This window comes from Bradyrhizobium sp. (assembly GCF_036735945.1).
Lineage (GTDB): Bacteria > Pseudomonadota > Alphaproteobacteria > Rhizobiales > Xanthobacteraceae > Bradyrhizobium.
In genome coordinates this window covers 1-23,898 of sequence record NZ_DAINNI010000070.1, presented here as the reverse complement: position 1 = coordinate 23,898, position 23,898 = coordinate 1, and the positions used below count along the sequence as shown (strand labels likewise).

The following is a 23,898-nucleotide window of genomic DNA, read 5'->3' as shown; positions in this document are numbered from 1 at the left end:
GCCATCAGCACGCCGACCGGCAGCATCAGGATCGCGACCAGCGCGCTGCGGACGTGCAGCAGGAACGCGATGCACACCAGCGCCACGACAACGCTCTCCTCGAACAGCGTATGCTTGAGCGTGTCGATGGCGGCGTTGATCAGGTTGGAGCGGTCGTAGATCGGGACGATCTCGACCGATTTCGGCAGGCTCGATGCGATTTCCGCAAAGCGCTTCTTGACGTTCCGGATCACGTCCAGCGCATTGACGCCGAACCGTTGCAGCACGATGCCGCTCGCCACCTCGCCCTCGCCGTTCAGCTCGGCGATGCCGCGGCGCTCGTCCGGCCCCAACTCGACGCGGGCGATGTCCTTGAGCAGCACCGGCGTGCCGTTACTGGCCTTGAGCACGATATTGCCGAGGTCGTTGATCCCCTTCAGATAGCCCTTGCCGCGAACGACATATTCGAACTCGGACAGTTCGACGGTGCGGCCGCCGACATCAGCATTGCTGGCGCGGATCGCGTCGCGGACCTTCTGCATGGGGATGCCGAGATCGCGCATCCGCTGCGGATCGAGCACGACATTGTATTGCCGCACGAAGCCGCCGACGCTCGCGACCTCGGCGACGCCTTCCGCTTTCGCCAGCGCGAATTTCAGGTTCCAGTCCTGGATCGCGCGGGTGTCGGCGAGGTTCAGCTCTTTCGACATCACGGCATATTGGTAGACCCAGCCGACGCCGGTGGCATCGGGACCGATGGTCGGCGTCACGCCCGCAGGCAGCCTTGAGGCCGCGCTGTTGAGGAATTCCAGCACGCGCGAACGCGCCCAGTAGATGTCGGTGCCGTCCTCGAAGATGACGTAGACGAACGATACGCCGAAGAACGAGAAGCCGCGCACCACCTTCGAGCGCGGCACCGTGAGCATGGCTGTGGTCAGGGGATAGGTGACCTGGTCCTCAATCACCTGCGGCGCCTGTCCCGGATACTCGGTGTAGACGATCACCTGGGTATCCGAGAGATCGGGAATGGCATCGAGCGGCAAATGCGCCAGCGCATAGAGGCCGGCGGCCGCTGCGAAGCCGGTGCCGAAGAACACCAGCAGCAGGTTGCGCGCGGACCACGCGATCAGACGGGCGATCATGGCTGGGCTCCCTCGGCAAAGCCCTTCAACGCCGCCTTCAGGTTGCTTTCGGCATCGATCAGGAAATTGGCCGATGTAACCACCGCATCCTGTTCGGCGAGGCCTTCGCGCACCTCGACATAGCCCTCGCCGCGATGGCCGAGCTTGACCTCGCGCGGCTCAAACCGCCCTTCTCCCTTGTCCACCAGCACGGCCTGCCGGCTGCCGCTGTCCAGTACCGCGCTTTCGGGGACGGTGAGCACGGCTTCCGCCCTGCCGGTCTCGATCTCGGCATCGACATACATGTCGTGGATCAGGAGGAGGTCCGGATTGGACAGTTCGACCCGGACACGCGCCGTTCGCGTCTCCTTGGTGATCTGCGGATAGATCACGTTGATCCTGCCCGAAAACTCCCGCCCGGGAAAACTTCGCGCGCGCACCACGGCGCGCTGACCGACCGCCAACGCACCGAGATCGCGCTCGGCGACATCGATGATCGCCCACATCACCGAGTGATCGGCAATCCGGAAAAGAGCCTCACCGGGTTGGGCGCGCATGCCCTCGATCACATTGCGTTCGAGAACGATACCGTCGCGCGGCGACGTCCATTCGATCCCGATCGGGACGTTGCGCCCCTTCTCGATGGCGACGATGGCCGCCTCGGGCACGTCGAGATTCATCAGCCGTTGCCGCGATCCCTTGCCGTAGGGCCCCTCGCCGCCGCCGGTGACTTTGGAGTTCAGCGTCGAGATGTATTCCGCCGCGGCGGATGATACCGCCGGGCTGTAGATTTCCATCAAGGGCTGACCCTTGACGACATGCGCGCCGGTGGTGACGTCGGCGACTTTCTGGACATAGCTTTCGGCGCGCATCGCGATTACGGAGACGCGGCGCTCGTCGAGTTGCACGGTGCCCGGCGCCCGCACCGTCGAGCGGATCACGCGACGGGCGGCCGGCTCCGACTTGACGCCAGTGCGCTGAATCCTGCCCGGCGAGAGCCTGACCGATCCGTCATCGCTGCCCTCGCCCTCATAGACCGGGATGTAATCCATCCCCATCGAATCCTTCTTGGGCGTCGGTGAGACGTCCGGCAGGCCCATCGGATTGCGGTAGTATTTGATCTTGCGGGCGGCCGGTGCAGCCGCCGCGTTCTGCTGCGGCGGTTCATCGTCGAAACTGACGTCGTCGCCCCGGGGAATCGCGCGATAGTCGCGGCCGTCTGGTGTCTTCTTGGGCGTCAGCGAATAAAACGGCTTGCCATCCGGATCCTGATAATAAATCGCGGCTGTGGCTTGTTCGGCGCGCGCCTGCTCCACGACGCGCGCGTGCATTATCCCTCCACCCGGCCAGAGATAGGGACGCGAGACGACACCTGCGACCGCCACCGCCATGACGGCCGCAGCTAACCCCGCCTGAACCGGCCGTATCATTGGTCAGCCTGGATGACGAGCTTGTTTTCGACCGTGCCGGATTCACCCTGCACCTTGGCGCCGAGCGACAACTGCCAGCGGCCGGCCATGCTGAAGCTGGCCTTGAACTGGTACGTGCCCGGCTCCGTCCCCGGGACCGGGGTAACCTTGGTGACCATCTCCTCCATGGCGTCAGGCGCCATGTCGAGACGCGTGGCGAAAATCACCGCGTCCGGAACGGCCTTGGCGGTTCTGTTGTCGACAAGTTTCACTGCAACAATGCGGTCGCGGCCCACCTTGACGGTCGGCTCGACCAGCTTGAACTCGTAATTCCTGATGTCGGCGAATGCGACCGCCACACCGCAACTCAAGGCAGCGCCGGCCAGCGCGGCACGCAGGCCGCGCGAAAACAGAATGGACTTCATCGTTATATCCTCGATCCCCTGGTCAGCCGCCATGGCGGCGGGACGCGCACGCAGCAGGCGTGGCGCGGTTCCAGCGTTACGCGGAAAAGACCTGGGATCGGGGAGGTTTAGGCGGGGGCGAGTATCCGACGCCGTCCACTTCGGGGTCGCTGCCGGGCAGCAGCATACGAAGCGTCACGGACTGGACTTCGGTGACACGGGCCGGCAACGGCGGCTGCAACGTCGTCGACACGCATAGCGCCATCAACGGGCATTTGTCGCAATCGACCGGCGCCGACTTGTCCGGGCAGCACGGCATGTCGTCGGCCATGGCGGCCGCATCATCCGACATCGACGTCATCGCCATCGATGCCACGCCGCCCGCATTCGCCGGCGCCGAGAGCGGGGCGACGACGAGCCCGACGATCACGAGGACCGCCAGCAGCCGGCAAATGTGGATCGAGCGTTTCACGGAACCAGTTTCGCACGTTCCGGCCCATGATGGGAAGCGACGTTCCATCACGAAGTCGCGGGTTTCGTTAAGATGTCCGAGCGAGGATTAAGCCGCAGGCCCCGATCAGCCATCGTGCCGAAACACGCTGAACTGAAAATTCTGCCGGGACTGCCATGGCGTCGCATGCTCGTGCCGCTCGGTGTGGAGCAGGCTGAACGCGGCGCCGAGCGTTTCGCCGAGGCTCGCGCTGTCGTAGCGCGCGACCGGCAGGCCGCTGCACTTCTCGGGACCATCCAGCGCAAAGGTGGCAATGATGGCGTGACCGCCGATCCTCAGGCCACGTCTGAGGCGGGCGATGTAGGCGTCGCGATCGCCGGCATCGGTGAGAAAGTGGAAGGCGGCCCGGTCATGCCAGACGTCGTAGACCCTCGCCGGCTCCCACGTCGTCGCGTCGGCGACGATCCATTTGACGCGCGCCGCGCCGGCGCCGGCATGACTCTCAAGCCGGCTGCGCGCAGCCGCCAATGCGGCGGCTGACAGATCGAGCACCGAGACGTCCTCAAAGCCCTGCGCGACGAGATTGTCGGCCAGCCGCGACGCGCCGCCGCCGATGTCGATGATGGCGGATTCACTGGTCGCGCCCGCCTGCACGATCAGATCGAGCGAAGGTGCCGCGCTCTGCTGAAACCAGCTGACCTCGTTCTCGCCCTTCGTCGTGTAGACGTTCTCCCAATGGGCCCTGCGGCTGATATCTCCCATTGGTCCCTCCTCCCGATTCCGAAGAGATCAGACATATGTTCGCCACACCCATCTCGCGACAAGCGCGCGAGGCAGGCTGTGACTCATTTTCGCTTGACCGATCCATAACCGTTCAGCTATGCATTAATCCATAGCCAACGGGTTATCGATCCAGATGCCGAACGCTCACGACGTGCTGTTCCGAACCCTCGCCGACCCGACCCGTCGTGCGATCTTCGAGCGCCTGTGCCGCGACGGCGAGCAGACGGTTGGCGCGCTCACCGCGCACGCCGGCATCTCGCAGCCCGCCGTCTCAAAACATCTCGGCTTGCTCAAGCAGGCCGGGCTGGTGCGCGACCGCCACGAAGGCCGGCGGACGCACTACAGCGCCCAAGCAACAGCCCTCGCCCCGCTGATCGGCTGGGCGGGCCAGATGCACGGCTTCTGGGAGACGCGGTTCGATAACCTCGAGGATCTGCTGAAACGGATGGACCAATGATCAACACCGCAACCGAAACCCGCACCGTCGTCGTCGAACGCGAGATGCCGCATCCGCCGGAGAAGCTCTGGCGCGCGCTGACGCAGCCGCATCTGATGGCGGAGTGGCTGATGAACAACGACTTCAAGCCGAACGTGGGCCACCGTTTCAATCTGCGCGGCGAATGGGGCGGCGTGCTGGACTGCGAGGTCCTCACCATCGAGCCGAACCGGACGCTGTCCTACACCTGGAATTTCAATCATGACGACGCGGCGTTCGCGCTGCAGAGCATCGTGACCTTCACGCTGACCCCGACGCCCTCCGGCACGCTGCTGCGCATGGAGCAGACCGGCTTCCGGCCGGACCAGAAGCAGGCCTATGGCGGCGCCCATGCCGGATGGAAGCAGTTTTTCGAGAAGCTCGAAGCCCTGGTGGCGCGGGCGGACTGAACCCCGCGCGCTCAGTCTTGTCTTCACAGGGAGGTCCCATTGAACTGGAACAATCGTATCAGGCAGATCCACCGCTGGCTTTCCATCGCCTTCACCGTGGCCGTGATTGTCAACGTCGTTGCCATGGTGCAGGAGAAGCAGGCCGTCTGGGTCGGCCTGCTCGCGCTGTTGCCGCTGATCCTGTTGATGCTCACCGGCCTCTACATGTTCGCGCTGCCCCATGCCGCCAAATGGCGCAGCGGCTGAACTGCCGAGCAACTGCAATGGAGTGACAACCGCGATGAAAAAAGCAGCGGCAAGCCCGAAGCCAGCCAAGGGAACGAACTCTCCATCCGACCACATCGATGCGAGGATCGAGGAACTTGGCGACTGGCGCGGCGAGATGCTTGCGCGCATCCGCGGCATCATCAAGCGCGCCGACCCCGACGTCGTCGAGGAGTGGAAGTGGCGCGGCGTTCCGGTATGGGAGCACGACGGCATCATCTGCACCGGCGAGACCTACAAGGCGATGGTGAAGATGACCTTCGCCAGGGGCGCCTCACTGGACGACCCGACTGACCTCTTCAACTCCAGCCTTGAAGGCAACACCAGGCGCGCGATCGATTTCCACGAGGGCGACAAGATCGACGAAAAGGCGCTGAAGGCGCTCATTCGCGAGGCAGTGGCGCTGAATACGTCGAAGCGAGCGGCGAGTTCTCGCAAGAAGTGACGGGGCAATCAGGCGGGACCGCCCTCAGCGTGGCATGAGGGCCTTCCTCAACGCCAAGCGGCCTTTTCCTCGAGGCGCCGGTCCGGCTGTACTAACGGAACTCACTCGGCGGTGATGCCGAGCGCGCGGACCAGTTCGCCGCGCGCCTGATAGTCAGCCGCGATCTGGCGCTTGAAATCATCCGGCGTGCCGCCGACCGCGACCATGCCCTGCTTGTCGAGCCAGGCGCGCATCGCATCCGTCGCGAGCACCGCATTCACCTCCTTATTCACGGTCGCGATGACGGGCGCCGGCGTGTTCTTCGGCAGCATCAGGCCGATATAGCTGATGATCTTGAACCCCGGGAAGGTCTCGCTGATCGCCGGCACGTTGGGCAGCAACGGGTAGCGCTTCTCCGAGGTGACGCCGAGAATCTTGATCTTGCCGGCCGTCGCCAGCGGCTCCACCGCCGTGGGCGCGCCGAACAGCAGCGGGATCTGTCCGCCCAGCAGATCGTTCACCGACGCCGACGTACCCTTGTAGGGGATGTGGGTCATGGTGAAGCCACCATATTTCTGCAGCATCTCGCCGGCGAGGCGGTGCGGCGTCGAACTGCCGGAACTGCCAAAGCTCAGGTTCTGCGTCTTCTGCTTGCCGAGCGCGACGAGTTCTGCGACCGAGTTCGCCGGCACGTTGTTGGCGGCGGCCAGCAGCAGCGGCGCCCACGAGACGCTGACGACCGGCTCCATCGCGGTCGAAAGGTCGAAATGGTTGCTGGTCGCAAGGTGCGGGTCGATGGTGACCATCGCGTCCGTCACCATCAGGATGGTGTGACCGTCGGGCTCGGACCGCGCCGCCGCCTGCGCCGCGATCATGCCGTTGGCGCCGGTCTTGTTCTCGATGACGACGGATGTCTTGAGGTTCTCGCCGAGCTGCTTGCCGAGAATACGGGCCAGCGCGTCGGCCTGCCCGCCTGCCGAATAGCCGACCAGCATCGTGATCGACCGCGATGGGAAGGTCTGCGCCTTCACATCAGGTACATCAGCGATGAGAGCCATCGCCGCCACCGCGACGCCGAGCATGCACGCTTTGCTCCGAACCAGCCTCCCAACAATCATGTTCCGCTTCCTCCCTGTTGCGTTGCGCGACGGCGGCTTGCCCGCTCTTGTTCGCTTCTATGCAGCTTCACTCTGGGTCGCGCCGAGAACGCCCGCCGAATGCAACTCGGCGATGTCGCGCTCCGAATACCCGGCCGCCTCGAGAATCTCGCTGGCGTGCTCACCAATCCTCGGCGGCTGGCGGTCGAGGCCGGCGCGCTCGCGGCCATCGCCGAACTCCACCGGAAGCGCGGGGATGCCGACCGAAGGTCCGCCGCCCAGTCCGGATACGGCGGTTGCGAGCAGCCCGCCATGGCTGAGCAGGTGCGGATCATCAGACAGTTCATCGGGCCGCCCGACCCGCGAATAGGCGACGCGCGCCGCCTCGCACTTTTCGAGGATCTCGCTGAGCGGCAGCCGCGTGATCCGCCGCTCGAGTTCGGGCAGCATCCACTCGCGCGCCTCGCAGCGCCGGGAATTGCCCATCAGCCTCGGATCGTCGCGCCAGTCGTCGAAATCGAATGCCTCGCAGAACCGTTGCCAGTGGCCGTCGGAGGTGCAGCCGATGAAGACCTGGCCGCCATCGGAGGCGGTGAAGACGTCGTAGACGCCCCAGGCGTTCTGGCGCGCCGGCATTGGCGGCATCGGCCCACCGATCACGGCACTGCCGACGATGAGGGAGCCGAGCATGAAGGTCGCGCTTTCGAACAGCGAACTGCCGACCTTCTGCCCGATGCCGGTGAGGTCGCGCTCGCGGAGCGCGGCCAGCGCGGCAACGACGCCGAACACGCCGCCGAGAATGTCGATGACCGGCGCGCCCGCGCGCAACGGCCGGCCCGGAGGCCCCGTCATGTAGGCAAGGCCGGACTGCATCTGCACGACCTCGTCGAGCGCGCCGCGGCTCTCGTACGGTCCTTTCAGAAAGCCTTTCATCGAGAGATAGACGAGACGCGGATTGATCTCGCGCAACTCCTCCCAACTGCATTTCAGCCGCTCGATCGTGCCCGGGCCGAAATTCTCCAGCACGACATCGGCGTCCTTGACGAGGCGGTGCACGATGGCCTGCCCTTCCGGCCGCTTCAGGTCGATCGCGATCGAGCGCTTGTTGCGGTTGTAGGTCGCAAAAAAGCCGGCGGCAAAGCCCGGCAGCCGCCGCGTCGGATCGCCGTCGGCGGGCTCGATCTTGATCACGTCGGCACCGAGATCGGCAAACACCACGCCGGCGCACGGGCCCATGATGGTATGGCCGAAATCGAGCACCTTGAGCCCGATGAGCGGTTTTGCAGACGTCATGCGGCCCGTCTCCTGAATGCGCCGAGCGTGCCCGATCGCAGCGCGGCGCTTGGCAGCTTATGCCCGACGATCCGCTCGGCAAGCCGCCCGGCCTCGATCAGCGCCTCAATATCGAGGCCGGTCGCGATGCCCATCTCCTCGCACAGCAGCGCCAGCTCTTCGGTCGCGATATTGCCCGGCGCTCCCGGCTGGCCGGCAAACGGGCAGCCGCCGAGCCCCGCCACCGCCGCGTCGAATGCCGTCACCCCGAGCCGCAGGCCCTCGTAGGCGCAGGCGATGCCCTGCCCGCGCGTATCGTGGAGATGAAGCGCAATCTGCAAATCGTCCCAGCGCTCGCGAACGGCGCCGACCGCGGCGGCAACCCGCCTGGGCGTCGCCCAGCCCATCGAATCCGCCAGCGTCACGTCGCGCACATCGAGGCCCGCTTCGCGCGCGATGGCGCGCGCATCCTCGACGGTCTCGACGACTTTCGCCGGCGAAACGTCGCCGGCAAAATTGCAGCCGAAGGCCGCCATGACGATGATCTTGGCAATGGGCACGCCGGCTTGCCGGTGCACGCGCGCATAGTGGCGCATGGCTTCGATCTGCCCGGCGCGATCGCGGTTGAGGTTCCGGATCGCAAACGCCTCCGACGCGCTCAGCGAGATGAATCCGGCGAGCGTGAGTTTCCCCTCGAACGCCAGTGCGCGCTTGAGCCCGCTTTCGTTGAACCACAACGCGGAGTATTCGACGCCGTCGCGCGCGGCAAAACCGTCGATCACGGCCTCCGCGTCGGCCCAGCCCGAAACATGCTTGGGATTGACCAAGGAGGCAATCTGGATCCGCCGCAGCCCGCAGGCGGACAGCGCCTCGATCAGGGCGATCTTGTCCGCGGTCGCAATCGGACCAGGCTCGATCTGAAAGCCCTCGCGCGGGCCCTCCTCGTTGATATCAACGCTGACAGGCAGGTCCATGCGCCGGCGTTCCTCCTGAATTTGTCGGCCGACCTTGCCCTGCGCATAGACATCTGACAAATATAATATGAAGATCATTCTGTTCTGATAATTAGATGGAAGGCGCGATTTTTGATGGCGCTCGGCCTGCGGCAGCTTCGCTATTTCATCGCCATCGCCGATGCCGGCGTGCTGTCGCGGGCCGCGGAAGCGCTCAACATCGCGCAGTCGGCGCTTAGTCATCACGTCGCCGCGCTCGAAACCGAACTCGCCGTCAAGCTGCTGGAACGGAAAGCGCGCGGCATCGCGCTGACCGCGGCGGGCCGCAGGCTCTACGAACATGCCAGCGCGGTGCTGTCGGCGCTCGGCAAGGCGGAAGAGGATGTGCGGAGCTACACCGAGGCGGCGGCCGGCCCGGTCTGCATCGGCCTCAGCCACACCGCGATCTCGATGGTCGCGCTTGATATCATGAAGGCGGTGCGCAACAAGTCGCCGGGCGTGCATCTGACTGTTGTCGAGGCGCTCTCGCCGGCGCTGATCGAGCGCGTCTTCTCCGGCACGGTCGATCTCGCCCTCACCTATAACCCGCCAAGGGATGCCCGCCTGCATGTGGAACGGTTGGGCGAGGAAGACCTCTACCTCGTCGGCCATTCCAGCCTGATCGGCCGGTCGTCCGGCCCGATCGCCTTCTCCGCCATTCCGCAGCGCAGCGTGCTGGGCCTGACGCCGATGCCGGCGTCCCGCGCGATCATCCAGACCCAGGTCTTGCGCAACCAGATCATTCCGAGCGCAACGCTCGAAGTCGATTCATTGTCGGCGTTGCGCATGGCGATTGAAGCGGGACTCGGCTGCGCGATCCTCTCCCGCTCCAGTGTTCTCACCGATCTGGCGGCGGGCAAATATCACGCACGCCGCATCGTCGATCCGCCGCTGACGCGCACGCTGGCGCTGATCGCGCTGGCCGATCGTCCGCAGACCAAGGCGTTTGTCGAGGTCCGCCAGACCATGATCGAGGTGGTCCGCGCCGCCGTCGCCGATGGGCGATGGCCGGCGACGGCAAGCGGGCGGCGGATCAGACGGAGACCTCACGATGACCATCACGATAACAGCCTTTGAACGCTCGCCCGATGGAGGCAAGGGGCTGGCGCGCGATACGCGCGTTCGCTGGGCACTCGAAGAGGTGGGTCAGCCCTACAGGGTTCGCCTCGTCTCGTTTTCGGCGATGCGGGAACCCGCGCATCTGGCGCTCCATCCGTTCGGCCAGATCCCGACCTACGAGGAAGGCGATCTCGTTCTGTTCGAAACAGGGGCGATCGTGCTCCATATCGCCGAGCGCCATGCGGGCCTGCTGCCGCCGACCGATGCCAATGCCCGGGCGCGCGCGATCACATGGATGTTTGCCGCGCTCAACACAGTGGAACCGCCGATCCTCGAACTCACAATCGCAAAGCTGCTGGAAGCCGACAAGCCCTGGTACGAGAAGCGTCTGCCTCTTGTCGAGGATCGCGTCCGCAGCCGGCTGAACGAGCTTTCCGCTCGTCTCGGCGATGCCGAATGGCTTGATGGCGCCTTCAGCGCGGGCGACCTGCTGATGGTGTCGGTGCTGCTCAGGCTGAAGCCATCGGGCATTCTGAACGAATTTCCGAACCTGGCCGCCTACGTCGCCCGCGGCGAAGCGCGGCCCGCGTACAAGCGGGCTTTCGACGCTCAACTGGCCGTCAACACCGGCAAGCCGCCGGCCGGCTGATCGAGGCGGTCGAAGCAGCGGGGCGGCCGCGTTGCGCACGCACTGAGCAAGGCCACCTTCATTGACATGCCAAACGGGATTTTGCCAAAGTCGCTGGCAAGTCGCGGAGGACGCCATGAAGACTTATCAGCTTTTCATCAACGGCCAGTATGTCGACCCCGCCAATGGCGAGTGGTTCGATTCGATCGATCCCTATCGTGGCCAGCCCTGGGCGAAGGTTCCGCGCGGGAGCGCTGCCGACGCCGACAAGGCCGTGAAGGCCGCCAACGAGGCGATGTGGCGCGGTCCGTGGTCGAAGATGACGGCGTCGGCGCGCGGCAAGATGATGCGCAAGCTCGGCGATCTCGTCGCGGCGAACGCGGAGCGCCTCGCCGAGATCGAGGTGCGCGACAACGGCAAGCTGATGGCGGAGATGCTGGGCCAGCTTCGCTACCATCCGGAGTGGTGGTGGTATTTCGGCGGCCTCGTCGACAAGCTGGAAGGCGGTCTCGTGCCGATCGACAAGGCAGACACCTTCGCCTACACGACCCATGAGCCGGTGGGCGTCGTCGCCGCGCTGACCGCCTGGAATTCGCCGCTTCTGTTCGTTGCCTGGAAATGCGCGGCGGCGCTCGCGGCCGGCTGCGCCGTCGTCGTCAAGCCCTCGGAATTTACATCCGCCAGCACGCTGGAATTTGCGGCGCTGACCAAAGAAGCCGGAATTCCTGACGGCATATTCAACGTAGTTACCGGCTTCGGACCTGAGATCGGCAGTGAGCTGATCTCGCACCCGGGCGTTGGCAAGATCACCTTCACCGGTTCGGATACGACAGGCGCGAAAGTTTACGAAACCGCTGCCCGAAGCCTGAAGCGGGTGTCGCTTGAACTCGGAGGAAAATCTCCCAACATCGTCTTCGAGGATGCCGATCTCAGCGCTGCCGCGGCCGGCACCATCTCCGGCATCTTCGCTGCGACCGGCCAGACGTGTATCGCGGGATCGCGCCTACTGGTGCAGAACTCCATCAAGAACGAGTTCGTCGAGCGCCTGCTAAACCTGGCGCGCTCGGCGAAGATCGGCGATCCCATGCAATCGGACACCAATATCGGTCCGATCACGACACCAGCGCAGTACAAGAAGGTGCTCGACTATATCGACGTCGCGAAGTCGGAAGGCGCCCGGTGCCTGCTCGGAGGCAGGCCGGCCTCAGGCGACGGCATCACTGGCGGCCAGTTCGTCGAACCGACCATCTTTACCGATGTCGACAACAACATGCGGATCGCGCGCGAGGAGGTGTTCGGCCCGGTTCTCTCGGTCATCGGCTTCGATACCGAGGAAGACGCGGTGCGTATCGCCAACGACACCATCTATGGCCTGGCGGCAGGCATCTGGACACGCGACCTTGCGCGCGCTGTGCGCGTGCCGAAGCTGTTGCGCGCCGGAACCGTATGGGTGAACACCTATCGCGCCATCAGCTACATGATGCCATTCGGCGGCATGAAGCACTCGGGCGTCGGACGCGAAAGCGGCATCGACGCCGTCCACGAGTATCTGGAAACAAAGAGCGTCTGGATCTCTACCGCACAGGACGTTCCTGCCAATCCATTCGTCATGCGCTGAACGTCAAGGACTGGGCGTCTCCCTAACCGTTGTCGCGCCTGGCCGTCCTGATCGCGAGCCAGATCCGTTCCGGCGTTGCGGGCATGTCGAGATGCCGCACGCCGAACGGCGCCAGCGCGTTCATCACCGCGTTCATAATGGTAGCGGGAGCGGCGATGGCGCCGGCCTGGCCGCTTCCCTTGACGCCGAGGCGATTGGCCTTGCTCGGAAAATCCTGGGCCAGGTCGCCCTCGAAATCAGGCAGATCGTCCGCCCGCGGCAGCGCGTAATCCATCAGCGAGCCGGACAGGATCTGCCCCGTTTCCGGATCGAACAACGCCTGCTCGAACAGCGCCTGCCCGATGCCCTGCGCGACGCCGCCATGGACCTGCCCCAGCGTCAGGCGCGGATCGAGCAGCCGGCCGTAATCGTCGAAGATGACGTAACGGTCGAGTTTCACCGCGCCGGTGTCGGGATCGATCTCGACTTCGGCGAGGTGGCAGCCGTTCGGGAAGGTGTAGCGGTCGCAGAGATGGGTCGCCTCATGCGCAAGGCCCGGTGCGACGTCATCCCCCGGCGCCTGGTACGAGGCCCGCGCCACCTCGTCGAGGCTGATCTCCTGCCCGGTCGCGGCCACCCGCAGCATGCCGGCCTCATACTGGACCGCGTCCACGCTGGCCTGCAGCAGGCGCGCGGCCAGCCGCCGCGCGTTCTCGATCACGCCCTCGGCCGCCATCAGCAACGCGGTGCCGCCCTGATGCATCGAGCGTGCGCCACCATGGCCGCCGCCGGAATCGAGATCGTCGGTATCGCCCTGGTGGAAACGGAAGCGCTGTAGCGGCAGGCCGAACGCATCGGCCGCGATCTGGGCATAGGTGGTCTCATGGCCCTGGCCGTTGGAATGGGTGCCGACCTTCAGCGCGATCAGGCCGTCCTCGCCGACGCGCACCTCCGCCACCTCGTTCGGCGTGCCGCGCGCCGTCTCGAGAAAGCAGGCAAAGCCGAGACCGCGCAGCCGGCCCCGCGCGCGCGAGCTTTTCTGCCGCGCCTTGTATCCTTCCGCCGCAGCTACGGCGTGATCGATCGCATGCCTGAAGCGGCCCTGCTCGACCGAAAGCCCCATCGCGCTGGCGTGGGGAAACCGGCGAAAGATGTTCCTGCGGCGCAGCTTCAGCGCATCCATCCCGAACTCAAGCGCTGCGATGTCGATGCAGCGCTCGATCAGATAGTTCGCCTCGGGCTTGCCGGCGCCGCGATAGGCGTCGACCGGCGTGGTGTTGGTGAACACGCCCCTGGCCTCGAACGCGATCAGCGGGATGTCGTAGACGCCACCCATCGCGCTCGCCATCGCCATGGTCGGCACGACCGGCGCCACCGTCGAGACATAGGCGCCGAGATTGGCGAACACTTTTGCGTCGAGCGCCAGGAAACGGCCGTCGCGATCGAGCGCGAGGCGGGCTCGCACCAGGCTGTCGCGGCCATGCGCGGAGCCGGTGAAATCCTCGTTGCGGTCGCCGATCCATCTGACCGGACGGCCGAGCCGGCGCGCCGCCCACAGCACCAGCACCCATTCGGGATAAAGCACGTTCTTCATCCCGAAGCCGCCGCCGACATCGGGAATGCTGACGCGAAGCCTGTCCCTGCCGACGTGGAAGACATCGTCGGCAAGCGGGTTGCGGATGCCGTGCGCGCCGGCGGCCGAGGCAGTCAGGTGCAGGCGGCCGCTGGCGGCGTCGAACTCGCCCAGCGCACCGCGGGTCTCCAGCGGCGCGGCGACGACGCGGTTGTTGACCAGTTCGCATTCCACGACATAAGCGGCATCGCGGATCGCGGCCTCCACCGGGCCGAGTTCGCCGCGGTTGAACTGGAACGCGAAATTGCCACTCGCCTGCGGCCAGACCGACGGGGCATTCGGCCGTATCGCCTCCGCAATGGTGACCGTCGGCGGCAGCGGATCGTAGTCGACCGCGATGGCCTCGGCGGCATCGCGGGCGGCCTCCATGCTTTTCGCAACCACGAAGGCGACGGGTTCGCCGACGTAACGCACGATATCGCAGGCCAGCGCCTGGCACGGCGGCACCACCAGCGGTGTCGTCATCGGGATCTGCATCACCGCGCATGGCAGCGGGCCGATATTGTCGGCGGCCAGATCGCTCCCCGTCAGCACGGCAAGAACGCCCGGCATCTTGCTCGCCACGTACGTCCCGATGGCGGTGATGCGCGCATGGGCGTGCGGCGAGCGGACGACGATGCCGCAAAGGGCGTCTGGCGCCGCGAGGTCAGCAATATAGCGCCCGCGTCCGCGCACGAAGCGCTCGTCCTCGACGCGGTTGATGCTGCGCCCCAGCAACGGCTCGGTCATGCAAGTTTGTATGGAATCGAGCGCCGCCAAACGCAATAGCCCGCCGCCTAGACGGCATACGCGATTTCACGCGGCGAGCCACCGCACCGGCCAATCGTTTGATGCTCTCTAAATCCTGGCGAAGTCGCCGTGTCGGCCAAGGCCGGCCTTGAAGCGTGCGGCGCCCGACACGCCGTCTTTGATCAGGGCTTCACGTCCATTATACCATTCCTGGATGAGCGCATCGCGCACGCTCAGACCGTGGCTCTTTAGGGCCGAGCGTCGGTCGGCGCGCACGCAGACTTGTGGAAAGCGAGCGATCTCCCGTGCGATTTCCTCAGCTTTGTTGCGAGCGTCTCCCTTGGGAACGACATGCTCACACAAACCGATATTCAGGCATTCTTCCGCCGGAACTCTGCGTCCCGTGAGAATGATCTCAAGCGCGCGACCTTGACCGACGATACGAGGCAACCGCACGGTTCCGCCGTCGATCAGCGGCACACCCCAACGCCGGCAGTAGACGCCAAAGTACGATTCTCTGGCCATCACTCGAAAGTCGCACCAAAGCCCAAGCTCCATCCCGCCGGCAACCGCAGGACCTTCGATGGCCGCGATGACCGGTTTGTCCAACTCCAGTCGAGATGGTCCAAGCGGTCCGCGCGGTATTTCGCCGCCGTTACCGCGTGGTCCGGCCATGGGGATATCAAGTTCGCCGAGTGGATAGTCGGCATCAAGCGTGCTGACATATTTCAAATCCCAGCCCGCGCAAAACGCGCCGCCGGCGCCATGGAATACCGCAACGGCGGCTTCCTTGTCGGCATCGAATTCGAGGAACGCCGACGTTAACGCATCTGCGCTTTCCGGGTCCATTGCGTTGCGGGCCTCGGGGCGGTCGTGAACGATTATCCAAACCGCTCCGGCTTTCTCGATACGGACTGCCATGACATCCTCCCATATGCATATCGATAATTTTAACAGTGTTCAAATTCTAACACTGTTTAATATTCCGTCAAGTGTGCTATTAAACGGACATGGCACAGGAACAAAGAATCGGCCGTCGAAAGGCTGTCGCTGAACTGAAGCGCGGACTGATTCTGGACGCTGCGCGGAAAGTTTTTGAAGCCGATGGTCTGGACGGCGCTTCGCTGCGATCGATAGCCGCCGCAGCCGGCTACACACCAGCGGCACTCTATTTTCACTTCGAGTCCAAGGAAGCCATCTATGCGGAGGTTCTCCGCGTCTCGTTGGCCAATCTTCAGGAGGCCGTTAGCCGTGCGGTTTTGCGCTCGAGGTCACCCGCCGATCGGCTTCGGTCGGCCGCGATGGCGTTCTTCCGCTACTACTCTGATAATCCGAGAGACCTTGATCTCGGCTTTTACCTGTTTCGCGGCGGCATGAAACCTCACGGCCTTGGTAAGGAGCGTGATGAAATTCTCAATGCCGCCCTGGAATCGGCCCTGCACCCGATCGCCGAGGCCGCCGAGGCACTTGGCGCGGGACGTGAGGAAGCGAAATTGCTGACGGCGGATATCTTCGCTCATGCAGCGGGGCTGCTCCTGTTGGCCCACACCGGCCGCATCCGCATGTTTGGAACCTCGGCATCGAATCTTATGGAACGTTTCGTGCAGGGTACGATCGTTGTCTTGAGCGAGAAAAAGGACGTCGTTGCAAGGAGGCCATGATCCATGACACCTTTGCCCTCATCTCCCCGCATCAACGTTGATCGATTCAACGCGATCCTGTCAGAAACGACGCCGGCCGCCGCGTACCTTGGCATCAAAGCCGAGCGCATCGGGGTTGGAGAGGCTGTGTTGCGCATCGCTTTCGCCTCGGCCGCTTTGCGATCAGGGGGCACCTACAGTGGCCCCGCGTTGATGGCGCTGGTCGACGCATGCATGTACGCAGCCGTGCTCGGTGTCAGAGGTGATGACCCACGCCCGGTGACCACCAATCTCGCGATCACCTTTCTACGCCGGGCATCTGCGCGCGACTTGATAGCCCAGTGCAGACTTTTGAGCTGCGATTCTGATTTTGCCGTGGGTTCGATTGTCGTGCATCCCTTCGGAATCGAAGAGGAAACCGTATGCACTTCGACGTGCACATACGCGCTGCCGCCCCGCACGAGTAATGACGGCTAGATGTCCTCCGGAATCCGAGGACCTGCCGCCGGGCGTTCGCTTCTCAGCCGTTTCGGCAGCTTGGGCGAATGAGCGAAACTTTCTTTCCGACGAGGATACGTAGCGCTTTCCGACCAATTAGGAACAACCAGTTCTCGCCTCGATTGGGGGCCCTGTGGTCAGCAAAACCGGATGATCCGTTTTGCAAACGAGGAGGCCCCCATGAAAGCCCGAATGATCGGTCTTGCTCTGTTGACGGGAATTGGCCTGGGTGTCGCAGTTGGTGAGGTGGCCCATAGCCAGACCAAGCCGGTTGCCTATTTGATTGGTCAGATCGAAGTTCGCGATCCGGAAGGTTACTCGAAGGAATATCTTCCGAAGGCAAGGGAAATCATCAAATCGCACGGCGGACGGCTGGTCGCAGCAGCGGGTGCAGCCGCGACGGGGTCGCAGGTAGTTGCCATCGACGGAGACGCCCCTAAGCGCGTGGTTCTCTATGTTTATCCGAGCATGGAGGCGTTACTGGCATGGCGAAAAGACCCGGCCTACGTTCAAGTCCGGTCGGTCGGCGAAAAATATGCCAAATATCATACCTTCGCAGTCGAGGGCGCTGCTCCGCAGTGAACCGATGTTGCGCGCGACCACCAATCCAGTCAGCCGCGCGGCGGCTGCAGGCCCGGCGAGTTGAGCCACTCGCTCATATGCGAGGCCGCCTCGTCCTGCCGCGCTTTCTGCAGCAGGCCTTCGCGCCGCGGCCCCGGCGGCAGCAATTTGGCTTCAGCGCGCAACTGCCGCGCCGCTTCGGCAAGGCGCGCTTCGAGAGTGGTCGTCTGCTTGAAACGATGCCGCTTCTGCATGGTCGGCTCCATAAGGCCTGGAAGGCGGCGGCAAGCGCAATCGGGCGCCTCATCACCGACGCATCCTTGGGACAACGGCATTGAAGCGCGAAGGGTCCGCTCGATCTGTTCGGTACTGGACTTAGTGAAGAAGCTTTAATGGTGAGGGCAACTTCCCGAATAAATCGAACGTTCCGTAGTTGGCCCGTCTTGCGGGAACATGATTCGTCTGGCGTCAGTGGGCGCGGTACTTCAGGAGCGGACCATGCTCACCACTATTCTCGTGATGTCGATCGTAGCTCTCCTCGCCTGCGCGGCGGTGATCGCACTTTTCGAACATTTCTCCCGGGCCCGCCACCCGCAAGTCGGTCCGCCACCGCGGCGTCGGGCATTTTGAATCCGCTGACAGTGCAGCGAAGCGCGGAAATCTCCCGCGCAACGCCGTGAAATGAACGGATAGCCTCAGGCGGTGGCCGAGTGCTCGGCGCCCTGCATCTTGCGTTTGCGCCACAGCGATCCCGCGACCAGCACCACGATGATGCCGGCGATGCCGAGGAGCACCTCGCCGCCGTGTCCGTTATTGGCGAATTGCGGCGCGAGGCCGAGCGACCTGAGGACGCCATCGAGACCGGTCCCGACCGGGCCGTTGAAGAACGCGTGCAGATGCGGTTGCAGCGCCGGATCGGTCGCCATCACCTCGCCCGCGATCCAGCCGAGCAGGCCCGCGCCGGCCCAGACCAGCGCCGGAAGCCGCGTCAGCAGCGCCATGATCAGCGCGGCTCCCGCGACGATCAGGGGAACAGAGATGGCGAGGCCGATGACCAGCAGCGGAATGCTGCCATTGGCGGCGGCGGCGACCGCGATGACGTTGTCGAGGCTCATCACGATGTCGGCGATCGCCACGATCTGCACGGCGGCCCACAGATGCGCGGCCGCCTCGGTGTCGCTCTCGTCCTCATGCTCGGGCACCAGCAGCTTTGCCGCGATCACGAGCAGCGCCAGTCCGCCGACCAGCTTGAGGTACGGCAGTGCCATCAACGTCACGACGATGCCGGTGAAGATGATGCGCAGGAAGACGGCGACGCCGGCGCCCAGCACCATGCCCCAGAAGCGCTGGCGCGGCGGCAAGCCGCGGCAAGCCATCGCGATGACGAGCGCGTTGTCGCCCGACAGCAGGATGTTGATCCACATGATCTTGCCGAGCGCGACCCAGAACGCGGGTTGCTGCATCTCCGCCTGGAACTGACCGAAGAACGCCGCGATCGTCGCCGGATTAAGAATGTGCAGCAGCCAGTCCACAGCGTTTCTCCCCCACGGCCCTGCGGCCGTTGCGCGCGGCTATCCTGCCGCGCTTCCAATCGATCAGCCGACGATTTCGTTACCCGAGAAGAACTGCGCGATTTCGATCGCGGCGGTCTCCGGCGCATCCGAGCCGTGGACCGAGTTCTCGCCGATCGACTTCGCATGAAGCTTGCGGATCGTGCCTTCCGCCGCCTTCGAGGGGTCGGTCGCGCCCATCACGTCGCGATATCTGGCGATCGCGCCTTCGCCTTCGAGCACCTGCACCACGACCGGACCCGAGGTCATGAAATCAACCAGTTCGCCGAAGAACGGACGCGCCTTGTGGACGGCGTAGAAGGTTCCCGCCTGGTCGAGCGTCATGCGAATCCGCTTCTGGGCGACGATCCGCAGGCCGGCCTTCTCGATCAGGGCGTTGACGGCGCCGGTCAGATTGCGCTCGGTCGCGTCCGGCTTGATGATCGAAAAAGTGCGTTCAATCGCCATTGCTTATGTCCTTACAAAACGCTGATTGGAGAGTTGCGGGGCTTATATCGGCGCGATCTGTCGACGGCAAGCGACCCGGTGACGCGCCCGCCCACCCCTTTTCGGCGTGCTTTCGGGGCGCCACACGCCCGCGTGGGTGAAAGATTACCGCAATTTCACGGTGGTGAACCCATTCTGTAACCTTCGTCACGCCCCCATTCAGCATCGCCGCCATAGACTTTTCCACGGTCGGACACCGGGCCTGCATCCGCGGCCCGGGGCGTTAAGGGGAGCGATCTCAACCGATGGCGCGGATGGTCGCGCCGAAACCTTGAGGAGACGATCATGTTACGCAAATTCTCGCTTGTTGCAGCGGCCGCCGTTGCGCTCGGTGCGGCTGCCTTGGCGCCGACATCGGCCTCGGCCTGGGGCCACGGCTGGCACGGCGGCGGCTGGCATGGCGGCTGGCATCACCACCATCTCGGCTGGGGTCCCCGCGTGTTCGTCGGCGGCCCGGCCTATTACGGCGGCGGCTATGGCGGTTGCTATGTCCGCCGTCTGGTTCCAACCCCCTGGGGTCCGCGCTGGCGCCTCGTCAACCGCTGCTACTGACCTGACCCTTCCTCCCGGACTGATGCCCCGGCCTCGCGCCGGGGTTTTTTTGCGCAACCATTCGCGCCGTGCGGATTGGGTGCCGCTGCAGATCGGACGCATGCGCCCTGCGCGCGAAACCAATTTCAACGCTGTGACTTGACTTATCAATTGTCACTCAAGCCTTGCGCGTGCTGCGAGGTGGAAACTCGCGATGAGACCAGCCATGGATGCCCGAATCACCAATGGTTCAGAACAAATCGATCACAGGACATGCGTCTCGATCTGCGACGCGATCGGCGATCGGCTCAAGCAAAGCATGCGCCCCGAGCCCGAAATGTCGCCGCATTTGCGCCAGCTGATCGAGGAGCTGCGCCGGCGCGACAACGAGATGCAGGCGCGCCCGGCGCGCTGATTTGACCGACATAGAGGTTGCGTTTGGCGGCGCGTCCGGTGACAACGCCGCATGCTTTCCATGTCAGATATCTCGATCCGGGTTGCCGGACGGCTCCTGATCGACGACAGCACGGTTCAGATCGTGCCCGGCGCGCGCGTCGGCTTCGTCGGCCGCAACGGCGTCGGCAAATCGACGCTGTTCCATGCGATCAGGGGCGACTTGCCGGTCGAATCCGGCAGCATTGCGCTACCGCCGCGCTGGCGCATCGGCAGCCTGGCACAGGAAGCGCCTGACGGTCCGGAGAGCCTCATCAATGTCGTGCTGGAGGCCGATCTGGAGCGCGACGCGCTGCTGCGCGAAGCCGATACCGCCACCGATCCGCACAGAATTGCCGAGATCCAGACCCGGCTGGTCGATATCGACGCGCATTCCGCGCCGGCCCGCGCGGCGGCGATCCTGTCCGGCCTCGGATTTTCCACCGCCGACCAGGCGCGGCCCTGCTCGGAATTCTCCGGCGGCTGGCGCATGCGCGTGGCTCTGGCGGCGACCCTGTTCTCGGCGCCCGATCTCCTGCTCCTGGACGAGCCGACCAACTATCTCGACCTCGAAGGCACGCTGTGGCTGGAAGACCACCTCGCCAACTATCCGCGCACCGTCATCGTCATCAGCCATGACCGCGACCTGCTCGACACCTCGGTCGACCAGATCCTGCACCTCGATCGCGGCAAGCTGACGCTCTACAAGGGCACCTATTCCTCGTTCGAGGAACAGCGCGCCATGCGCGAGATGCTCGACGCCAAGCACGCCAGGCGCCAGGCCGACGAGCGCAAGCGACTGCAGGCCTTCGTCGACCGCTTCAAGGCCAAGGCCTCGAAAGCCCGCCAGGCGCAGTCGCGCGTCAAGATGCTGGAGCGGATGAAGCCGGTCACCGCGCTGGTGACGCAGGACGTCCATGAAATCAGCTTCCCGCAGCCGGAAAAATTGCTGTCGCCGCCGATCATCGCGGTGGACGATGTCTCGGTCGGCTATGAGCCGGCAAAGCCGGTGCTCAACCGCGTCACGCTGCGCGTCGATACCGACGACCGCATCGCCCTGCTCGGCTCCAACGGCAACGGCAAGTCGACGCTGGTCAAGCTGCTGGCGAACAAGCTGCAGCCGTTCTCGGGCAGGATCACGCGGGCGGAAAAGCTTTCGGTCGGCTATTTCGCACAGCATCAGGTCGACGAGCTCAATCTCGATGGGTCGCCCTATGACCATGTCCGCCGGCTGATGCCGGAGGCGCCGGAATCCAGGGTGCGCGCGCGCGTCGGCGCGATCGGCTTTTCCGGCAAGGCCGGCGACACCCTGGTCAGGAGCCTGTCGGGCGGCGAGAAGGCGCGGCTGCTGCTCGGGCTCGCCACCTTCTTCGGCCCGAACATGATCATTCTCGACGAGCCGACCAACCATCTCGACATCGACAGCCGCGCGGCGCTGGCGGAAGCCATCAACGATTTTCCCGGCGCCATCATCATGGTCTCGCACGACCGCTATCTGATCGAAGCCTGCGCCGATCAATTATGGGTCGTCGCCAACAAGACGGTGACGACCTACGATGGCGACCTCGACGATTACAGGCGGATGGTGCTGTCGCTCGGCGACACGCGCGGTTCCTCCCGGGAAAAGCCGAAGGAGGCCGCAAAACCGGATCGCGCAAGAAGCGAGCGGCGAACGCCGCTGAAGCAGCGGATCGCCGAGGCCGAGGCCGAGATCGAGCGCATCAACGGCATCATCGCCAAGATCGACACCGCGCTGGCGTTGCCTGACCTGTTCACACGCGATCCCAAGCAGGCCGCGCAGCTCGGCAAGGCGCGCGCCGGCGCCGAAAATGCGCTGCGGCAGGCCGAGGAAGACTGGCTCGAGGCCAGCGCCGAACTCGACGCGGCGGCAAGCTGAAAAACGCTTGTTTTGGTATGACTTACGCCGGCTTCTTCTTCGGCTTGGCGCCCCTCGCCGGTGCCACCGGCTCCGGCCCGCGCTCGACCGAGGTCAGGCGTCCCGCGGTGAAGGTGTAGAGGCCGGCGCGCGCGCCGTGCGAATAGGTGATGACAGCGACGCGATCACCGCGCGGGTTGTTGGAGAGGCTGACGTTGTCGGGCGCGCCGATGCCGCGCACCACGTCGCATTCGGTATGGCCCAGCGCAACGGTCCCCGTCGTCGAGGGCGGCGGGCTTCCAGCGGCGCCATCGGCCAGTGCCGTGGCGCCGGGCGCGCCCATGCCGGGACAGGCGCCATCCGCCGCGACGAGTTCATCCGGCGCCACCGCCTTGGTCGGCGTCAGCGGCGGGGTTTCGATCGACACGTTGCGGATGAACACGCGCCCTGAGCGCGAAAACCAGTCCGCATCCTTGGACAAAAGGTCAGACCCACCCGCACAGCCCGCAAGCGCAGGCCCGAGAATCAGGAGCGTCAGCAGTGGTTTTCGATTGATCGTTCCGCGTCGCACGCTAGGCCCAGGCTCCGCCTTCTACTGTAAGCACTTGTCCGACCATCACTTTGCGGCACGACCATGGCTGCCCTCAAGGTCCGGTGCAGAAACTCAGGGATTATCATTAATTCCAGGGGATTCGAACAGGGGTAGCTCATTCCAAGTCATCGCTATTGCCGCCGCTGCCAGCGGCCCCGCTCGTCGGCCTGCCAATAGGTCACGTCGAACCCCCGCGCCTTGCAATCGGCCCAGGCGCCGCGCGCCGCCGAGAGCGCCTCGTCATCGTCGCCGTTGAAGACCAGCACCACCCGCTCGTAGCTGTCGCAGTCGGCCGGCAGCGCGGCGTTGTCGATCAGGAACCTGACATTGGCCCGGTTCGGATTGCCGTCCTCGACCGAGAGAATGATCGGCTGGTCCTGCGCGTCGCCGACGCGCCACGTCGCATGCGGCAGGAACGAATCGTCGCTGTAGGTCCACAGATGCGCATCGAGCGCCTCGGTGCGTTCCGGCGAGGTCGATTGCACGACCACGCGCCAGCCGCGCTCCAGCGACTTTTCCAGCAGCGGCGGCAATACGCTTTCGAGCGACATGCCCTGCAAATGATAGAACAGAACTTCCGTCATTCACCCACCTGCAACCGAACTACTTGGTGGCTTCGTAATATTCCGCGACCAGCCGGTCCAGCAGCCGCACGCCGTAACCCGAACCCCAGGAATGGTTGATATCGGTCTTCGGCGCGCCCATCGCGGTCCCCGCGACGTCGAGATGCGCCCACGGCGTGCCGTCGACGAAACGCTGCAGGAACTGCGCGGCGGTGATCGAACCGCCATGCCGCCCGCCGGTGTTCTTCATGTCGGCGAACTGCGAATCGATCTGCTTGTCGTATTCGGCACCGAGCGGCATGCGCCAGACCCGCTCGCCGGTCTCATTGCCGATCTTGCTCAGGCGGTCCGCCAGTTCGTCGTTGTTGGAGAACATGCCGGCATATTCGGTGCCGAGCGCGACCATGATCGCGCCGGTCAG

Annotated in this window: 28 protein-coding genes and 1 pseudogene; 13 read left to right on the top strand and 16 right to left on the bottom strand. The window is 64.6% G+C overall.

The window, feature by feature from the left end; all coding sequences use genetic code 11:
• The 5 genes from V7E26_RS20155 to V7E26_RS20135 all read right to left on the bottom strand — a co-directional run.
• The coding region (locus V7E26_RS20155; protein ID WP_324419432.1) for an efflux RND transporter permease subunit at window positions 1–1,121 on the bottom strand (1,121 nt) is incomplete at its 3' end.
• Window positions 1,118–2,530 carry an efflux RND transporter periplasmic adaptor subunit gene (locus tag V7E26_RS20150; RefSeq protein ID WP_324419429.1) on the bottom strand — a complete coding sequence of 471 codons (1,413 nt, stop codon included), beginning with the start codon at window positions 2,528–2,530 and terminating at the stop codon, window positions 1,118–1,120. The genes V7E26_RS20150 and V7E26_RS20155, both read right to left, overlap by 4 nt.
• Complete coding sequence (locus V7E26_RS20145) at window positions 2,527–2,934, bottom strand: FixH family protein (protein WP_324419427.1); 408 nt, start codon at window positions 2,932–2,934, stop codon at window positions 2,527–2,529. The genes V7E26_RS20150 and V7E26_RS20145 overlap by 4 nt, the downstream gene beginning before the upstream one ends.
• 76 nt (window positions 2,935–3,010) lie before the next feature.
• Window positions 3,011–3,385: a hypothetical protein gene (locus tag V7E26_RS20140; protein WP_324419425.1), complete on the bottom strand. Its 375-nt coding sequence runs from the start codon at window positions 3,383–3,385 to the stop codon at window positions 3,011–3,013.
• 105 nt (window positions 3,386–3,490) lie between these two features.
• On the bottom strand, window positions 3,491–4,126 hold the full coding sequence (locus V7E26_RS20135) for a class I SAM-dependent methyltransferase (RefSeq protein ID WP_324419423.1): 636 nt from the start codon (window positions 4,124–4,126) through the stop codon (window positions 3,491–3,493).
• A 154-nt stretch (window positions 4,127–4,280) separates the two neighbouring features.
• Between V7E26_RS20135 and V7E26_RS20130 the strand changes: the two genes are divergently transcribed.
• Genes V7E26_RS20130 through V7E26_RS20115 form a run of 4 tightly spaced genes read left to right on the top strand, consistent with a single transcriptional unit; the run spans window position 4,281 to window position 5,741 of the window.
• Window positions 4,281–4,604 carry an ArsR/SmtB family transcription factor gene (locus V7E26_RS20130; RefSeq protein WP_324419421.1) on the top strand — a complete coding sequence of 108 codons (324 nt, stop codon included), beginning with the start codon at window positions 4,281–4,283 and terminating at the stop codon, window positions 4,602–4,604.
• The gene (locus V7E26_RS20125; protein ID WP_324419420.1) at window positions 4,601–5,032 is read left to right on the top strand and encodes an SRPBCC family protein; all 432 of its coding nucleotides are present in this window, start codon (window positions 4,601–4,603) and stop codon (window positions 5,030–5,032) included. Before V7E26_RS20130 ends, V7E26_RS20125 begins: the two co-directional genes overlap by 4 nt.
• 39 nt (window positions 5,033–5,071) lie before the next feature.
• On the top strand, window positions 5,072–5,278 hold the full coding sequence (locus V7E26_RS20120; RefSeq protein ID WP_324419418.1) for a hypothetical protein: 207 nt from the start codon (window positions 5,072–5,074) through the stop codon (window positions 5,276–5,278).
• Window positions 5,279–5,312: 34 nt separating this feature from the next.
• On the top strand, window positions 5,313–5,741 hold the full coding sequence (locus tag V7E26_RS20115; RefSeq protein ID WP_324419416.1) for a DUF1801 domain-containing protein: 429 nt from the start codon (window positions 5,313–5,315) through the stop codon (window positions 5,739–5,741).
• A gap of 101 nt (window positions 5,742–5,842) precedes the next feature.
• Here V7E26_RS20115 and V7E26_RS20110 read toward each other — a convergent pair whose 3' ends face one another.
• The 3 genes from V7E26_RS20110 to V7E26_RS20100 all read right to left on the bottom strand — a co-directional run bounded on the left by V7E26_RS20110 (window position 5,843) and on the right by V7E26_RS20100 (window position 9,141).
• Entirely contained in the window at window positions 5,843–6,802 is a 960-nt protein-coding gene (locus V7E26_RS20110) for a Bug family tripartite tricarboxylate transporter substrate binding protein (RefSeq protein ID WP_324419414.1), read from the bottom strand.
• A 93-nt stretch (window positions 6,803–6,895) separates the two neighbouring features.
• Window positions 6,896–8,110: a CaiB/BaiF CoA transferase family protein gene (locus tag V7E26_RS20105; RefSeq protein WP_324419412.1), complete on the bottom strand. Its 1,215-nt coding sequence runs from the start codon at window positions 8,108–8,110 to the stop codon at window positions 6,896–6,898.
• Complete coding sequence (locus tag V7E26_RS20100) at window positions 8,107–9,141, bottom strand: hydroxymethylglutaryl-CoA lyase (protein ID WP_324419409.1); 1,035 nt, start codon at window positions 9,139–9,141, stop codon at window positions 8,107–8,109. The genes V7E26_RS20105 and V7E26_RS20100 overlap by 4 nt, the downstream gene beginning before the upstream one ends.
• A 36-nt stretch (window positions 9,142–9,177) precedes the next feature.
• On the opposite strand from V7E26_RS20100, the gene V7E26_RS20095 reads away from it, so the two are divergent.
• The 3 genes from V7E26_RS20095 to V7E26_RS20085 all read left to right on the top strand — a co-directional run bounded on the left by V7E26_RS20095 (window position 9,178) and on the right by V7E26_RS20085 (window position 12,386).
• On the top strand, window positions 9,178–10,158 hold the full coding sequence (locus tag V7E26_RS20095) for a LysR family transcriptional regulator (RefSeq protein ID WP_324419407.1): 981 nt from the start codon (window positions 9,178–9,180) through the stop codon (window positions 10,156–10,158).
• Complete coding sequence (locus V7E26_RS20090; protein ID WP_324419405.1) at window positions 10,133–10,789, top strand: glutathione S-transferase family protein; 657 nt, start codon at window positions 10,133–10,135, stop codon at window positions 10,787–10,789. The genes V7E26_RS20095 and V7E26_RS20090 overlap by 26 nt, the downstream gene beginning before the upstream one ends.
• Before the next feature lie 115 nt (window positions 10,790–10,904).
• Window positions 10,905–12,386 (top strand): aldehyde dehydrogenase, encoded by a 1,482-nt coding sequence (locus tag V7E26_RS20085; protein ID WP_324419404.1) that lies wholly within the window; start codon window positions 10,905–10,907, stop codon window positions 12,384–12,386.
• Between the two features lie 22 nt (window positions 12,387–12,408).
• On the opposite strand, the gene V7E26_RS20080 is transcribed toward V7E26_RS20085, so the two are convergent.
• Window positions 12,409–14,727 (bottom strand): xanthine dehydrogenase family protein molybdopterin-binding subunit, encoded by a 2,319-nt coding sequence (locus V7E26_RS20080; RefSeq protein WP_324419402.1) that lies wholly within the window; start codon window positions 14,725–14,727, stop codon window positions 12,409–12,411.
• A 108-nt stretch (window positions 14,728–14,835) separates the two neighbouring features.
• Complete coding sequence (locus tag V7E26_RS20075; RefSeq protein WP_324419400.1) at window positions 14,836–15,648, bottom strand: crotonase/enoyl-CoA hydratase family protein; 813 nt, start codon at window positions 15,646–15,648, stop codon at window positions 14,836–14,838.
• An 89-nt stretch (window positions 15,649–15,737) separates the two neighbouring features.
• Here V7E26_RS20075 and V7E26_RS20070 point away from each other — a divergent pair, with 89 nt between their 5' ends.
• The 3 genes from V7E26_RS20070 (at window position 15,738) to V7E26_RS20060 (ending at window position 17,447) form a co-directional block, all read left to right on the top strand.
• Window positions 15,738–16,388 carry a TetR/AcrR family transcriptional regulator gene (locus V7E26_RS20070; protein ID WP_324419398.1) on the top strand — a complete coding sequence of 217 codons (651 nt, stop codon included), beginning with the start codon at window positions 15,738–15,740 and terminating at the stop codon, window positions 16,386–16,388.
• A gap of 3 nt (window positions 16,389–16,391) precedes the next feature.
• A complete protein-coding gene (locus V7E26_RS20065; RefSeq protein WP_324419396.1) occupies window positions 16,392–16,844 on the top strand; it encodes a PaaI family thioesterase in 453 nt (150 codons plus the stop codon).
• Between the two features lie 201 nt (window positions 16,845–17,045).
• Complete coding sequence (locus V7E26_RS20060; protein WP_324419395.1) at window positions 17,046–17,447, top strand: DUF1330 domain-containing protein; 402 nt, start codon at window positions 17,046–17,048, stop codon at window positions 17,445–17,447.
• 29 nt (window positions 17,448–17,476) lie between these two features.
• Here the strand turns inward: V7E26_RS20060 and V7E26_RS20055 are convergent, their stop codons facing one another.
• The 3 genes from V7E26_RS20055 to ndk form a co-directional block, all read right to left on the bottom strand.
• Window positions 17,477–17,680: a hypothetical protein gene (locus tag V7E26_RS20055; RefSeq protein WP_324419394.1), complete on the bottom strand. Its 204-nt coding sequence runs from the start codon at window positions 17,678–17,680 to the stop codon at window positions 17,477–17,479.
• Between the two features lie 441 nt (window positions 17,681–18,121).
• On the bottom strand, window positions 18,122–18,958 hold the full coding sequence (locus V7E26_RS20050) for a TerC family protein (RefSeq protein ID WP_324419393.1): 837 nt from the start codon (window positions 18,956–18,958) through the stop codon (window positions 18,122–18,124).
• Window positions 18,959–19,021: 63 nt separating this feature from the next.
• Complete coding sequence (gene ndk / locus V7E26_RS20045) at window positions 19,022–19,444, bottom strand: nucleoside-diphosphate kinase (RefSeq protein WP_324419391.1); 423 nt, start codon at window positions 19,442–19,444, stop codon at window positions 19,022–19,024.
• 324 nt (window positions 19,445–19,768) lie between these two features.
• Here ndk and V7E26_RS20040 point away from each other — a divergent pair, with 324 nt between their 5' ends.
• From V7E26_RS20040 to V7E26_RS20030, 3 genes are all read left to right on the top strand, one after another.
• Window positions 19,769–20,035, top strand: coding sequence for a sulfur globule protein precursor (locus V7E26_RS20040; RefSeq protein ID WP_324419389.1), 267 nt, complete (start codon window positions 19,769–19,771; stop codon window positions 20,033–20,035).
• Between the two features lie 205 nt (window positions 20,036–20,240).
• Entirely contained in the window at window positions 20,241–20,429 is a 189-nt protein-coding gene (locus V7E26_RS20035; protein WP_324419387.1) for a hypothetical protein, read from the top strand.
• A gap of 51 nt (window positions 20,430–20,480) precedes the next feature.
• Complete coding sequence (locus V7E26_RS20030) at window positions 20,481–22,343, top strand: ABC-F family ATP-binding cassette domain-containing protein (protein ID WP_324419385.1); 1,863 nt, start codon at window positions 20,481–20,483, stop codon at window positions 22,341–22,343.
• A 22-nt stretch (window positions 22,344–22,365) separates the two neighbouring features.
• Here V7E26_RS20030 and V7E26_RS20025 read toward each other — a convergent pair whose 3' ends face one another.
• From V7E26_RS20025 to V7E26_RS20015, 3 genes and pseudogenes are all read right to left on the bottom strand, one after another.
• On the bottom strand, window positions 22,366–22,860 hold the full coding sequence (locus V7E26_RS20025; protein ID WP_324419434.1) for a hypothetical protein: 495 nt from the start codon (window positions 22,858–22,860) through the stop codon (window positions 22,366–22,368).
• Window positions 22,861–23,045: 185 nt separating this feature from the next.
• A complete protein-coding gene (locus tag V7E26_RS20020; RefSeq protein ID WP_324419383.1) occupies window positions 23,046–23,498 on the bottom strand; it encodes a DNA polymerase III subunit chi in 453 nt (150 codons plus the stop codon).
• 19 nt (window positions 23,499–23,517) lie between these two features.
• Window positions 23,518–23,898: pseudogene (locus V7E26_RS20015) on the bottom strand (leucyl aminopeptidase); the annotation flags it as partial.

Bases quoted from the DNA above. Each gene is read 5' to 3' on its own strand.
- V7E26_RS20125 (WP_324419420.1), top strand. From the start codon at position 4,601: ATGATCAACACCGCAACCGAAACCCGCACCGTCGTCGTCGAACGCGAG.
- V7E26_RS20065 (WP_324419396.1), top strand. From the start codon at position 16,392: ATGACACCTTTGCCCTCATCTCCCCGCATCAACGTTGATCGATTCAAC.
- V7E26_RS20035 (WP_324419387.1), top strand. From the start codon at position 20,241: ATGGATGCCCGAATCACCAATGGTTCAGAACAAATCGATCACAGGACA.
- V7E26_RS20150 (WP_324419429.1), bottom strand. From the start codon at position 2,530: ATGATACGGCCGGTTCAGGCGGGGTTAGCTGCGGCCGTCATGGCGGTG.
- V7E26_RS20090 (WP_324419405.1), top strand. From the start codon at position 10,133: ATGACCATCACGATAACAGCCTTTGAACGCTCGCCCGATGGAGGCAAG.
- V7E26_RS20070 (WP_324419398.1), top strand. From the start codon at position 15,738: ATGGCACAGGAACAAAGAATCGGCCGTCGAAAGGCTGTCGCTGAACTG.
- V7E26_RS20020 (WP_324419383.1), bottom strand. From the start codon at position 23,498: ATGACGGAAGTTCTGTTCTATCATTTGCAGGGCATGTCGCTCGAAAGC.
- V7E26_RS20130 (WP_324419421.1), top strand. From the start codon at position 4,281: ATGCCGAACGCTCACGACGTGCTGTTCCGAACCCTCGCCGACCCGACC.
- V7E26_RS20145 (WP_324419427.1), bottom strand. From the start codon at position 2,934: ATGAAGTCCATTCTGTTTTCGCGCGGCCTGCGTGCCGCGCTGGCCGGC.
- V7E26_RS20055 (WP_324419394.1), bottom strand. From the start codon at position 17,680: ATGCAGAAGCGGCATCGTTTCAAGCAGACGACCACTCTCGAAGCGCGC.
- V7E26_RS20105 (WP_324419412.1), bottom strand. From the start codon at position 8,110: ATGACGTCTGCAAAACCGCTCATCGGGCTCAAGGTGCTCGATTTCGGC.
- ndk (WP_324419391.1), bottom strand. From the start codon at position 19,444: ATGGCGATTGAACGCACTTTTTCGATCATCAAGCCGGACGCGACCGAG.
- V7E26_RS20115 (WP_324419416.1), top strand. From the start codon at position 5,313: ATGAAAAAAGCAGCGGCAAGCCCGAAGCCAGCCAAGGGAACGAACTCT.
- V7E26_RS20030 (WP_324419385.1), top strand. From the start codon at position 20,481: ATGCTTTCCATGTCAGATATCTCGATCCGGGTTGCCGGACGGCTCCTG.
- V7E26_RS20095 (WP_324419407.1), top strand. From the start codon at position 9,178: ATGGCGCTCGGCCTGCGGCAGCTTCGCTATTTCATCGCCATCGCCGAT.
- V7E26_RS20060 (WP_324419395.1), top strand. From the start codon at position 17,046: ATGAAAGCCCGAATGATCGGTCTTGCTCTGTTGACGGGAATTGGCCTG.
- V7E26_RS20040 (WP_324419389.1), top strand. From the start codon at position 19,769: ATGTTACGCAAATTCTCGCTTGTTGCAGCGGCCGCCGTTGCGCTCGGT.
- V7E26_RS20080 (WP_324419402.1), bottom strand. From the start codon at position 14,727: ATGACCGAGCCGTTGCTGGGGCGCAGCATCAACCGCGTCGAGGACGAG.
- V7E26_RS20085 (WP_324419404.1), top strand. From the start codon at position 10,905: ATGAAGACTTATCAGCTTTTCATCAACGGCCAGTATGTCGACCCCGCC.
- V7E26_RS20135 (WP_324419423.1), bottom strand. From the start codon at position 4,126: ATGGGAGATATCAGCCGCAGGGCCCATTGGGAGAACGTCTACACGACG.
- V7E26_RS20110 (WP_324419414.1), bottom strand. From the start codon at position 6,802: ATGCTCGGCGTCGCGGTGGCGGCGATGGCTCTCATCGCTGATGTACCT.
- V7E26_RS20100 (WP_324419409.1), bottom strand. From the start codon at position 9,141: ATGATCTTCATATTATATTTGTCAGATGTCTATGCGCAGGGCAAGGTC.
- V7E26_RS20075 (WP_324419400.1), bottom strand. From the start codon at position 15,648: ATGGCAGTCCGTATCGAGAAAGCCGGAGCGGTTTGGATAATCGTTCAC.